Annotated in this window: 9 protein-coding genes and 1 pseudogene; 4 read left to right on the top strand and 6 right to left on the bottom strand. The window is 69.8% G+C overall.

The features are described 5' to 3' along the window. Window positions 1-62 precede the first annotated feature (62 nt). From DMB42_RS42065 to DMB42_RS42045, 5 genes are all read right to left on the bottom strand, one after another. A complete protein-coding gene (locus DMB42_RS42065; RefSeq protein WP_260478256.1) occupies window positions 63-1,739 on the bottom strand; it encodes an ABC transporter ATP-binding protein in 1,677 nt (558 codons plus the stop codon). Next, entirely contained in the window at window positions 1,726-2,547 is an 822-nt protein-coding gene (locus DMB42_RS42060; protein ID WP_125644898.1) for an ABC transporter permease, read from the bottom strand. The genes DMB42_RS42065 and DMB42_RS42060 overlap by 14 nt, the downstream gene beginning before the upstream one ends. Next, a complete protein-coding gene (locus tag DMB42_RS42055; protein WP_125644897.1) occupies window positions 2,544-3,485 on the bottom strand; it encodes an ABC transporter permease in 942 nt (313 codons plus the stop codon). Before DMB42_RS42055 ends, DMB42_RS42060 begins: the two co-directional genes overlap by 4 nt. 1 nt (window position 3,486) lies before the next feature. Beyond that, on the bottom strand, window positions 3,487-5,037 hold the full coding sequence (locus DMB42_RS42050; RefSeq protein ID WP_125644895.1) for an ABC transporter substrate-binding protein: 1,551 nt from the start codon (window positions 5,035-5,037) through the stop codon (window positions 3,487-3,489). Window positions 5,038-5,388: 351 nt separating this feature from the next. Next, window positions 5,389-6,621: a serine hydrolase gene (locus DMB42_RS42045; RefSeq protein ID WP_125644893.1), complete on the bottom strand. Its 1,233-nt coding sequence runs from the start codon at window positions 6,619-6,621 to the stop codon at window positions 5,389-5,391. Window positions 6,622-6,849: 228 nt separating this feature from the next. On the opposite strand from DMB42_RS42045, the pseudogene DMB42_RS55515 reads away from it, so the two are divergent. Further along, window positions 6,850-7,023: pseudogene (locus tag DMB42_RS55515) on the top strand (LuxR C-terminal-related transcriptional regulator); the annotation flags it as partial. A gap of 70 nt (window positions 7,024-7,093) precedes the next feature. On the opposite strand, the gene DMB42_RS42035 reads toward DMB42_RS55515, so the two are convergent. Further along, complete coding sequence (locus DMB42_RS42035) at window positions 7,094-8,125, bottom strand: Lrp/AsnC family transcriptional regulator (protein WP_125644891.1); 1,032 nt, start codon at window positions 8,123-8,125, stop codon at window positions 7,094-7,096. Between the two features lie 111 nt (window positions 8,126-8,236). On the opposite strand from DMB42_RS42035, the gene DMB42_RS42030 reads away from it, so the two are divergent. From DMB42_RS42030 to DMB42_RS42020, 3 genes are read left to right on the top strand one after another with little or no spacing between them, the layout of a single operon-like run. Continuing rightward, window positions 8,237-9,550, top strand: a complete 1,314-nt coding sequence (locus tag DMB42_RS42030) for an MFS transporter (RefSeq protein ID WP_221762589.1) — start codon at window positions 8,237-8,239, stop codon at window positions 9,548-9,550. Window positions 9,551-9,590: 40 nt separating this feature from the next. Continuing rightward, a complete protein-coding gene (locus tag DMB42_RS42025; RefSeq protein WP_221762601.1) occupies window positions 9,591-11,060 on the top strand; it encodes a M81 family metallopeptidase in 1,470 nt (489 codons plus the stop codon). Next, a complete protein-coding gene (locus DMB42_RS42020) occupies window positions 11,057-12,295 on the top strand; it encodes an amidohydrolase family protein (RefSeq protein WP_260478255.1) in 1,239 nt (412 codons plus the stop codon). Before DMB42_RS42025 ends, DMB42_RS42020 begins: the two co-directional genes overlap by 4 nt. The last annotated feature ends 97 nt before the right edge of the window (window positions 12,296-12,392 follow it).

Raw genomic sequence — 12,392 nt, 5'->3', positions numbered from 1 at the left:
TCGGCCCGGTGTCCCGAACCCGTCGAACACTGTGCCGCCCCGTAGCACCAAGTCGTACATTTCTACCTTTCCAAAGATATTTCGCTCGATGAGACGAGTCGGCGGGTGTAGGGGTGTTCGGGGGCGTCCAGCACCCGTCCGGTCAGTCCCGACTCCACGACCTGACCCTTCAGCATCACGACCAGCCGATCGGTGACCTGGCGCACCACCGCCAGGTCGTGCGTGATGAACAGCATGCTCGTGCCCAGCTCGCGGTTGACCCGCCGCAGCAGCTCCAGGATGTGCGCCTGCACCGACACGTCCAGCGACGCCACAGGCTCGTCGCAGACCAGCAGCGCGGCCCGTACGGCCAGCGCCCTGGCGATCGCGACCCGCTGCCGCTCGCCTCCGGACAGCCCCGCAGGTTTCCGCCGGGCGTAGGCGGGCGGCAGGCCCACGAGCTCCAGCAGTTCCTGCGGGGTCATCCGCCCCTCGGGCGCGCCCTGGCGGGCCGCCTCGGCCAGCGTCGCGCCGATCGAGCGGGCCGGGTTCAGCGAGGTGTAGGGATCCTGGAAGACGCACTGCACGAGGCGGTGCCGCGGCCCGGCCCCCAGGTCGATCCGCCCACTGGACGGCGTGACCAGGCCGAGGACGCACCTGGCCACCGTGGTCTTCCCGGAACCCGACTCGCCGACCACGCCGACGCTCTCACCCTCCGCCACCTCGAAGCTCACCTCACGTACGGCCCTGACCTGGCGGTAGTCCTTGCGCAGGCCGGCGACGCGGAGCAGCGGCGGCCCGAACGTGGGCGTACGGCCCGCGTCCTCGGTACGGTGTTGCTGCCGCTCGACCGGGAACAGGCACGCCGTCTGCCGATCCGCGCCCGCCTCCCGCAGTGGCGGCCGGGCGCCGGCGCATTCGTCCCTGGCCTGGTCGCAGCGGGAGACGAAGGCGCAAGACTCCTGTACCTCGGAGGCGGCCGGGACGCTGCCGGGGATCCCGGTCAGCCGGTCCACGGTCCGCTCGATGGACGGCAGCGCGCGCAGCAGCCCAGCGGTGTAGGGATGGCCGGGATCGTCGGCCATCGCACGGGCCGGGCCTCGCTCGACGATCCGTCCCGCGTACATCACCGCGATCCGATCGCACAGGGCGAAGGCCACGCGCAGGTCGTGGGTGATCAGCAGGACCGACATGCCGCGCTCGCGCTGGATCCGGGCGAGCAACCGCATGATCTCGTCCTGGATCGTGGCGTCGAGCGCGGTCGTCGGCTCGTCGGCGATCAGCAATTCGGGGTCGCGGGCCAGCGCCGCCGCCAGGGCGACCCGCTGGCGCATCCCGCCGGAGAGCTGGAACGGATACCGCTTGAGCACCGAGGGGTCGTCGATGCCGACCTCGGCGAGCCGGTCGGCGACCTCGCCGCGCCGGGCACCGGGCAGCGACTCGGCGATGTGCTGCCCGGCGGTCCGCAGCGGGTTCAGCATGGCGAACGGGTCCTGCATGAGCAGCCCGACCCTGCCGCCGCGCAGGCCGCGCAGCACTCCCTCGCCCGCGCCGATGAGCTGCGTGCCGCCCACGGTGATCGAGCCCGTGGCGGTGACGCCGTGCGGGAGCAGGCCCACGACCGCGCGTGCCGTCAGCGACTTGCCGCTTCCCGACTCCCCCACCAGGCCGAACGTCTCACCGGCCCGGACCCGCAGGTCCACGCCGTCGACGATCAGCCGGGAGCCGTACCTGACTTGGAGCGCGTCAATCGCCAGCACGCCCGGCTCCCTTCCTGTTGAACTGCTCGAACAGCCCGTCACCGAGCAGGGTCGCCGCGATCGCCGCCAGCGCGATGAGCACGGCGGGCGCCAGCGCGGCCCACGGGTTGAGGTCCAGGAGTGCGCGGTTCTCCTCGATCATGAGCCCCCAGTCGGGCGTCCCCACGGGCAGCCCGATGCCGAGGAACGACAGACCCGCCAGTGAGACCAGCGCGACCACGAAGGTCATCAGCACGTTGGCCAGCACCGTCGGGGCGAGGTTGGGCAGGATGTGCCGGAACATGATTGTCCGTGACCGCAGGCCCAGCGTGCGCGCGGCCTCCACGTAAGCCAGCTCCCGCTGGGCGAGCGCCAGGCTGCGGATCACGCGCGTGTCGAACGGGGCGTACAGCACGATCAGGGCGGCGATCGACCAGCCGTACCCGCCGCCCATGATGCCGACCAGCACGATCAGCACCAGCAGTCCGGGCAGCGCGATCATCAGGTCGGCCACCCGCATGAGCACGGCGTCGATCCAGCCCTTGTGGTAGCCGGCGACCAGGCCGAGCGTGGTCCCGAGCACCGTGGTGCCCACGGCGACGACGGCCGGCCCCCACAGCGCGGTGCCGGCCCCGGCCAGCAGCCGCGAGAACACGTCCCGGCCCAGGTCGTCGGTGCCCAGCCAGTGCCCGGCGCCGGGTCCTGTCGGCCCCAGCGCGATGTCCTGCCCACCCGGTTCGTACGGCGCCAGCCAGGGCCCCGCGACCGCGGCCACCACCAGAACCGCCAGTACGACCGCCGAGGCCCACAGGATGATCCGATCCCTCATGGCTCCATCACCCCGTGCCGGACCCGGGCGTCCACCGCGAGGTAGGCCAGGTCGATCAGGAGGTTCACGGCCACCACGATCGAGCCGCCGAGCAGCACCAAAGCCTGGACGAGCGGGACGTCCTTCTGCCCGACGGCCTGGATCAGCAGGGAGCCGAGTCCCGGCAGGCTGAAGATCCGCTCGACGAAGACCGCCCCGGTCAGGTAGGCGGCCAGCGTGAGTCCGCCCACGGTCAGGATCGGAAGCGAGGCGTTGCGCAGCGCGTAACTGATCCAGATCCGCGACCGGCCGAGCCCGCGCGCCCTGGCGAAGGTCAGATAGTCCTGTCCCGCCAGGTCGAGCGCGGCCGCGCGGGTCTGCCGGATGATGATGGCCGCCTCCCCCGCGGCCAGTGCGATGGCGGGCAGCGTGAGGTGCGCGAGGCCGCCGGTGCCGTAGACCGGGAACCAGCCCAGGGCCACGGCGAAGCCGTACAGCAGGATCAGGCCCAGCACGAACGACGGGATCGACGTGGCGACCAGCGCGGCGGTGCTGATGCCCTGGTCCACCGCGCTGCCCCGGCGCAGGCCCGCGATCAGGCCGGCCGGGACCGCGACGATCAGCGTGAGCGCCATCCCGTAGACGGCCAGCGCGGCGGTGACCGGCAGACGCTGGCCGATCACGGAGGTCACAGGCTCCCGGGAGTAGGAGGAGGTGCCGAAGTCGCCCTCCACGGCTTTGCCGAGCCAGTGGACGTACCGGACGGCGACGGGCTCGTCGAGCAGGTACTCCGCCCGGATCGCCGCCCGGGTCTCCGGGGTGGAGGGACGGTTGCCGAGCAGGACCTGCTCGGGGCTGCCCGGCGCGGCGGCGAGCAACGCGAAGGTGAGGACGGACAGGACACAGAGCAGGAGTCCCGCCGCCGCCGCCCGTTTGCCGATGAAGGACAGGATGGCCACCTCAAGCCACCGCCGGACGGATGGCGCTGTACACGTCGACGGTCCAGGCGCTCAGTTCGGCGGTGAACTTCTTGTTCAGCGTGTAGGGCTGGTCGATGCAGTACAGGGGAATGTAGGGGACCTGCTCGGCGACCTCGGCCAGCACCTCTGTGACCAGCTCGGCCTTTGCCGGGCCGGTGGCGGCCAGCGTCTTGCCGAGCCGCTCGTCCAGTTCGGCCGAAGCGTACATGGAGAAGTTCCAGCCGCCCTCCTTGACCGAGGCGCGGCTGAGCAGATCGGGCAGGACCTCGCCCGGGTCGGGCGTGGAGTAGCCCAGGTCGGCGAAGTGGATGCCGACACGGTCGTGGGACATCAGCCGCGCCCGGAAGGCGTCTTCCGGCTGGTTGTCCAGGGTGAGCTTGATCCCGATCTTGGCGAGGTCGGCGATGACGGCCTGGATGACCAGCGGATTCTCGACCGGGGCGTAGGGCACGGTGATCGAGAACCCGTCGGGGTAGGCCGACTGGGCCAGTTCCGCCTTCGCGGCGGCCAGGTCGTGCTTGTAGGTTCTCAGCCGGCCGGTGACCTGCTCCACCTGGTCGCCGAAGAGCGACGTGAGCTGGGGGGTCGTCAGCAGTGCCGGGATGAGCTTGCCGTGCCCGGCGGTGCCCACTCTGGCCAGCGCCTCCCTGTCCAGGGCATGCGCGACGGCGCGCCGTACGTGCACGTCCTTCAGCGGCCCCGCCGTGACGTCCAGGGACAGGAAGGCCAGGTTGTTGGAGGGATAGAAACCGGTGGTGACGCCGGCCATGCTGGTCCACTTGCGGATGTCCGGGATCGGGACGTCCATGGTCCCTTCCACGTCGCCCGAGGCGATGGCCAGGCGAAGCGACTCGGGGTCTTCCATCGCCTTGACCTCGATCTTGGACAGGGCGGGCTGCTTGCCCCAGTAACGTTCGTTGCGAACCAGGGTGAGACCGTCGGTGATGGAATACCGGGCGACCTTGTAGGGGCCGGTGCCGAGGGTGCCGACGTCAGGGCTGCCCAGGTCCTTGGGGTGGGCCTCGGCCACCTTGCGCGGCACGACCTGCCAGCCGATCGCGGCGGTGGACAGGAAGGTCCCGTTCGGCTGGCGCAGCACCACGCGCACCGCGCCGGGCCCGGTGGCCTCGACGCTCTTGACCGTGGTGAAGTAACTCGCTGCCTCCGAGGCGACCTTGGGGTCGAGATGGCGGCGCAAGGAGAAGGCCACGTCGTCGGCGGTCAGCGGCGTGCCGTCGGAGAACGTCACGCCGGAGCGAAGTTGGAAGTCGTAGACCCCGGGCTTGGTCTCCTTCCACGACTCGGCCAGCGAGGGGACGACCGTGCCGGCCTTGTCCAAGGTGACCGGGGTGTCGAGCATCGCGAACTGGGCCAGGGTCGAGGCGGTGTCGAAGCCGTGCGCGATGTCGAGACTACGGACCGGGGAGGTGTTCGCCCAGACCAGGGTGTCCTTGGCGGTGGTGGGCGCGGGGGCTTGCGCGCATCCGGCCAGGAGGAGGGCGGCGGCGCACAGCGCCTGATGGATCTTCACGTGCGGCCCTTCGGAGACGTTGGGGGTGTTCCGCACCGGCTCGCACGCGAACAGCGTGGCGAGCCGATTCTCAGAGCAGATGATGGGTGGCACCGGCGTCGGCGCGACCAGCGTGGCCGGCGTACCTCGTGGGTGCCGTGCCGGTCAGCATCACAGCTCAGGCATGGTTTGCCGTTGGCCGGGACGCAGAAGTCGCCGCGGGCGTTTTGTCCATTCGCGAAAAACGGCCGCGGGATCGGCCCGCCGTGGTTGAGCACCGCACGGTGAGCGGCGGCCTTCAGGACGGGAGGAGTTCGTGGCACGTGGGAGGACCGGCTGGAAGAGGACTGCCCTCCATGCGGGCGGGTGACTTCAGCTCGTGGCCGAGGCGTACGTCCTGGCCAGGCGTGCGAAGATTTTGTCGGCCGCGTCCTTGCCCAGGTTGTTGGCCACCACCATCATCGTCACGCCGCGGGTCAGGTCGGTCCCGCCCAGCGTGTTGAAGCCGCCGTACGCGCCCGCGTGTCCCTGCCAGACACGGTCCCCGGCCTCGAAGCGGTAGCTGGCCATCCCGTAAGGATCCTTGGCAGCGATGGACTGCGGGGTGGGCGTGATCATCGCCCGCAGAGTGGCCGGCTTCAGGAGCCCCTTTCTGGCATACAGCGCGTCGATGAACTGCGCGCCGCCGAGCGCGGTCAAGGCGAACAGGCCGTCGCCCCATGGGAGGCCGAACATGTCGGTCGGGATGCCGGTGTCGCCGAAGTGGGTGAACATGTCGATCCTGCCCTGCTTGGGGAAGTACTCGTAGCCGTGGGCGAAACGGGGGTAGTCCCGCTGCTTTCGCTCCATCGTCAGCACCTTGCCGTCCTCGGGCACGACGGAGCCGGCGCGGGCGGTGAAGGCGTTCACGGCGGCGGTGAGCTCTCGGTCCCCGCCCGCGCGCACGCTCAGCATGTGGGTCAGGATGAGGAATCCGGTGTTGGAGTAGCTGAAGTTCTTGCCGGGATCGACGGGAGGGCGCAGGGCGCGGGCGATCATCTGCCAGGTGAAGGGCCTCCCCGGCTCGTACTGCTCGCCGCCGGGAAGCAGCGCGGCGAGCTTGGGCGACTCGTACACGTCGGGGTAGCCCCCGGTGTGGGTGAGCAGCATCCGGAGCGTGACCACGTCGGAGCCAGGTACGTCGTCGCCGATGTAGGCCGAGATCGGGGTGTCCAGGGCGAGTTTGCCCGCCTCGACCTGGTTGAGCGCGTACGTGCCCAGGAGTAGCTTGCTGAAGCTCGCGAAGCCGAACAGCGTGTCGTCGGCGACGGGCGTGGGCGGGTCGTCGACGGCCTTGCCGTGCTTCCCCGACCAGACGAGCCGGCCGTCGCGCAGGATGACCGCCTGGACGCCCGGGTCTCCCACCTTGGCCGCGCTCTCGGCCAGGGCGGTGTCCAGCAGTTGGGCCAGGTCGATGGCCGGGACGACGGTGGCCGAGGTGTCCGGGGCGGCAGGGGTGGCGGCGGTGGCAGCGGTGGCGACAGTCGGGGTGGCGGTGAACAGGCTGGCGAGTAATCCGGCGAGGCCGGTCAACGCCAGGAACCCTCGTGCTGTGGTGGTAGGCATGGGGGGATCGTTCCTTTCGGGAGGGAGGTGCAGCAGCAAGAGAGCGGGACGATGACCACCTGCTGCACCTGGCTGAACACGCCATTAGTGTGGGAGCGGGTTCGTCACCCGGCGTTGGATCGAGCGCCAAACTCCGCAGGACCAGAATTATCCGATCGGCCAATGCGGGGTCCCGGAAACAACTGACCTGCGACGAGGTTCCATGGGTCATGCGCGAGGTGATCGCCGGTGCGCACGCGTGAGGATCTATCGACAGGTGGACGACCGACGGCGGTCCCCTCGGCGACCCGAGGACTGAGCAACGGCGAGATCGCCGCCACGTGCACCATCGAGGAAGGCACCGTAAAGACACACGTCAACCGAATCCTCACCGAACTCGGCCACCGGAGCCGCGTGCACGCCGCGATCTACGCCCACGAACACGGCCTCGTCGCCTGCGCGCCCACGAGGCGCCCGGGCGTCCCACGACGCCTCACGTCCGCAGGTCTGCCGCAGCCCATGGGTCGGCGGGGATCACCTGGAGGCATCGCCCGTCCTCGTCCACCACGCGGCCGTAGATCTTCACCTGCCGCAGGATCAGCCGTCGTTCAGCGACGGCAACGCCGGGAGACAACCTCGCGGCCCGGATCAGCAACTCCTCCAGATGCTCGAAGGAGCGCAGGTTGACGATCAAGGCGAGGTTGGTTGAAGTGGTCACAGCCGCGCACATGCGGGTTTCCGGCCAGGTCGCCAGGCGGTTCCCCACGGCACGCAGGTCGGTGTCCGGGACGGTCAGCCAGAGCAGCGCGAGCAAGTGCCAGCCGGCCAGCCGCCGCGCGACGTCGACGCGGAAGACGATGTCATCGTTGCGCAGGAGCCGGTCGAGCCGGCGTCGTATCGCGTGCGGCGTGGTGCCGAGTTCTTCGGCGAGTTCGGTGTGGGGTCGGCGCCCGTCATGGCTGAGGGCGAGGAACAACGCCCGGTCGAGCGGGCCAAACGGGCGGACCTCCTGAGGCGGCGGGCCGACGGTCTCGCGGATCCGCTCAGTCTGCGCGGGGTTCATCACGCCCAGGCGCCAGACCATCCCGCCGAAGAGGCCGCCGAACACGTGGCTGCGCATCCGCGTCACGTGTGGCCGTAGCGGAAGGCCGTTCAGCAGGACGTCGGTCGTGGCGGACAGCGTCGGCGCGACGATGTTGGCGAAGACGTGGTACTCGCCGCTCGTGACGCCGACGGTGCTGACGTAGGGCAATCGCGCGAGGCGGGTCGCGACCTCCATCTCGGTGCCGGGCTCGCAGGTCAGCTCGATGATCGCGCCATGGGCCCGCGCGTTGCTGTGGGCGACACTCACCCATGCGGCGCCGGTCTCCTGGAGCCGCTGCCACCTGCGGGCCAGGGTGATCGGCGCAAGCCCGAGCACCTGGGCGAGCTTCGTCCAGCTCGCCCGCGGGCTGATCTGCAGAGCGTCCACCAGAGCCAGGTCGGTCTCGTCCAGGAGATCGGGCTCGCTGTCATTTCTCAACATTCAGCGCCTGGATCCTGTCAGTATCCATCGTTTTAGGCACCATATCCGGCATCACGTGCAGGCTGTGACGACACCACCCCCCTCAGCAGCAGCACCAAGATGGAGCGCACTATGGCCCATACCACCAGCGACGACCGGCAGGACAGCTGGCAGGAAGCGCTGCACCGCAAGATCAGCAGGCGTCTGCTGCCCCTCCTGCTGATCTGCTACATGTTCGCCGCGCTGGATCGCGTCAACCTCGGCTTCGCGAAACTGCAGATGAGCCAGGACATCGGGATCAGCGAGGCCGTCTACGGCCTCGGCGCCGGGATCTTCTTTCTCGGTTACGTGTTGTTCGAGATCCCCAGCAACCTGATGCTGACCAGGATCGGCACCCGCAAGACCATCATGCGGATCATGATCCTCTGGGGTCTGACCTCCGCCGGGATGATGTTCGTGCAGGACGTGACCAGCTTCCTGGTCCTGCGGTTCCTGCTCGGCGTCTTCGAGGCCGGCTTCGCGCCGGGCATCATCTTCTACCTCGGCTATTGGTACCCGGCCGCACGGCTGGCCGCGCCCACGGCGCTGTTCATGCTCGCCGGCCCCATCAGCTCCGTCCTCGGCGGACCCGTGTCCACCTGGATCATGACCTACCTCGACGGCGCGTGGAGCCTGGCCGGATGGCAATGGATGTTCGTCCTCGAAGGGCTGCCCACAGTGCTGCTGGGGTTCGTCGTGTGGCGCACTCTCGCCGACTCGCCCGTCCAGGCCCGATGGCTCAGCGATGCGGAGAAGGCGCAGGTGACGCGGGACGTCGACGCCGGCCGAAACCCGCAAGGCAAGCACGAGTTCCGTCAGGTGCTGCGCGACCGCCGCGTCTACGGTCTCGCGCTGAGCTACTTCTTCCTGATCGGCGGCATGTATGCGGTGATCTTCTGGTTGCCGACGATCCTCGCCGACAACGGCATCAAGAGCATCACGGCGGTCGGCCTGTATTCGGCGCTGCCGTACGCCGCCTCGATCGTCGTGATGATCGTGCTGAGCAGGCGCTCCGACCGGCGCGGTGAACGTCGCCTGCACAGCGCGGTCCCGGCGATCGTGGCCGCGGTGGCGATGGCCGTCGCCGCGTTCACCACCGACAATCTGCCCATCGCGCTCACGGCGATCGTCATCTCGACCGCGTGCAGCTGGGGCTCCTACGCGGTGTTCTGGTCGATGCCCTCGTCGCATCTGTCCGGGACGGCCGCCGCCGGCGGCATCGCGCTGATCAACAGCATCGGGCTGGTGGGCGGGTTCATCAGCCCGATGCTCTTCGGCTGGCTCAAGGAGGCCACCGGCGGCACCCTCGTGGGCCTGCTTGTCCTGGTCGGGATGTTGCTGGCCAGCGGCATCGGCATCGCGGCCACCCGCATTCCCGCCGCATCCGCTGACGGCGTCCACCACTGACGGCGTCCACCACACAAGGAGAGGATCGATCGTGCGCATCATGGTCGCGGGATTCCAGCACGAGACGAACACCTTCGCCACGACACCGGCGACCTACGAGAGCTTTGTCAACGGAGAAGGGTTCCCCGCGCTACGCAGAGGCGAGGCGCTGTACGAGCTGGAAGAGGTCAACATCGCGATGGGCGGGTTCCTGACCGCGATGCGCGGGCACCCGTGCCAGATCGTGCCCGTGATCTGGGCGGCGGCCTGCCCGTCCGGGCGGGTCACCCGCGACGCCTACGAGCGCATCGCGGGTGAGATCCTCGACGCGGCACGAACCACCCGCCCCGATGCGATCTACCTGGACCTGCACGGTGCGATGGCGGCCGAGCATCTCGATGATGGTGAAGGCGAACTGCTCACCCGGCTGCGCGCGGTCGTGGGCGACGACGTCCCGATCGTGGTGAGCCTGGATCTGCACGCCAATCTCACCGAACACATGATGGCCATGGCGGACGCCACTGTTGGGCTGCGTACCTATCCGCACGTCGACATGGCGGAGACAGGCGGCCGGGCGGCCGAGGCGCTGCTCCGGTTGTGCGCCGGCGAACGGCTCCACCAGGAGTGGCGCAAGATCCCCTTCCTCATCCCGATCAACAGCGGCTGCACCGAGATGGAACCCGCTCGCAGCGTCTACGGCAGCCTCGAGGCGCTGAGCGGGGACGGCGCCTGCCTGTCCTTCGCAGCGGGATTCCCCGCCACGGACTTCCCCGAATGCGGCCCTGCGGTGTGGGGGTACGGCCCCGACGCCGAGGCGTTGCGCAGCGCGCTCGACACGCTGTACGAGGACATCGTGAAGCGGGAGGCGGATTGGCGGGTCAGCCTGCTGGCGCCCGTGGAGGCCGTCGACCTGGCGACCCGACTCTCCGCAGGCGTCGGCCGTCCTGTGGTGATCGCCGATACCCAGGACAACCCAGGGGCCGGCGGCGACGCGCGGACGACCGGCCTGCTCCGCGCGCTGGTGGACGCCGGGGTGTCCGCCGCCCTGGCCGCGATCTGGGATCCCGCCGCCGCGGCTGCCGCACACGCGACAGGGCCGGGCGAGACCGTCAGCCTGGCACTCGGCGGGCATCCGGGCCTGGCCGGCGCGGAGCCTTACCAGGGAGCCTTCGTGATCGAGCACCTTTCCGACGGCCGGTGCCGTATCGAGGGCCCGATGATGCACGGCACCGAGATCGACTCCGGCCCGAGCGCCTGCCTGCGCGCCGGGGCTGTGCGCGTGGGTGTGACCAGCAGGAAGGTGCAGCTCCTCGACCGCGCGCAGCTCCGCATGCTCGGGATCAGTCCGGAACGGGAGCGGATCGTGGTGCTCAAGAGTTCTGTCCATTTCCGCGCTGACTTCGCTCCGGGGGCGGAGGCCGTACTCGTCGCCGCGGCGCCGGGGCCGGTCGCCGCCGACCCGGCCGACCTGCCGTGGCGACATCTGCGACCGGGCATGCGGGTGAGCCCCCTCGGCAAGGAGGCGTCGTGACCGGCGGAACCGAACAGACCAGCGTTCTGATCACCAACGCGCGAGTGCTCGACGTGGAAGGCGCCGCGTACCTGGAGGACCGGAATCTCCTCATCGTCGACGACACCATCGCGGAGATCGGCGGCCACGAGGTCGGGGCACTGCGCGACAGCGACGTCATCGACGCCGGAGGGCGCACCGTCCTTCCTGGACTCATCGACGCTCATGTGCACGTGACCGCCTCCACGGCCGACCTGTCCACGTTGGGCGAATGGTCACCGAGCTACGTGGCCGCCCGCGCGAGTCACATCCTGCGGGACATGCTGCACCGAGGTTTCACCACTGTCCGGGACGTGGGCGGCGCCGATCACGGCCTGGCCGACGCCGTCCACGAAGGCTACTTTCCCGGCCCGCGGCTGCTGTTCGGCGGCAAGGCGATCTCGCAGACCGGCGGCCACGGAGACATGCGCCCCATGGACCGGGTCGTGACCGACGCGCACCCCTGCCGCGCCACGATCAGCGTGGTGTGCGACGGCGCGGACGAGATGCGCAAGGCCGCCCGCGAACAACTGCGCACCGGCGCGCACCACGTCAAGCTCATGCTCTCAGGAGGTGTCGCCTCTCCCACCGACCGCGTGGACTCCACGCAGCTGTCCCTGGAGGAGATCCGGGCGGTCGTCGAGGAAGCGGAGGCGGCCAACCGGTACGTCGCCGGCCACGCCTACACCGCTCGCGCGGTCAATCGTGCGCTGCGCTGCGGCGTGCGCAGCATCGAGCACGGCAACCTGCTCGACGAGACCAGCGTCGAGCTGTTCAGGAAGCACGGCGCCTTCTACGTGCCGACGCTGATCACCTACCGGGCGCTGGCGGAGGAGGGCCTGCGGTACGGCCTGCCGCCCGGCAGTCATCGCAAGGTTTCCGAGGTGCTCGACCACGGGCTGCGCGCCCTGGAACTGGCTCACCGGGGCGGCATCGACATCGTCTTCGGCACAGACTTGCTCGGCGGCATGCACCCGCACCAGGCGCGGGAGTTCGACCTCCGCGCCGAGGTGCAGCCCGCTCTCGATGTCATCCGCTCCGCCACCAGCGTCGCCGCGCGCCTCGTGGGGCTGCCGGGCCGCATCGGCGAGATCACGCCCGGCGCGCACGCCGACATCCTGATGGTGGAGGGCGATCCGCTGCAGGACATCACCGTGCTGTCCCGGCCGGACAAGCACCTGAAGCTGGTGTTGAAGGCCGGCCGGGTCATGCGCTGACGGCAGGCGCCCCCGGGTCGCGACGTGATCGAGCCGTAGCTGCCGGGGGCGTTGGAGTCCTGTACGGCTTGCGTGGGAAACGGGAGGCGCAAGCCGT

The sequence above is a fragment of the Nonomuraea sp. WAC 01424 genome (assembly GCF_003947315.1).
GTDB classification, from domain to species: Bacteria; Actinomycetota; Actinomycetes; order Streptosporangiales; family Streptosporangiaceae; genus Nonomuraea; species Nonomuraea spiralis.
The sequence above is the reverse complement of the archived record's forward strand: the minus strand, read 5'-3'. Positions and strand labels throughout refer to the sequence as shown.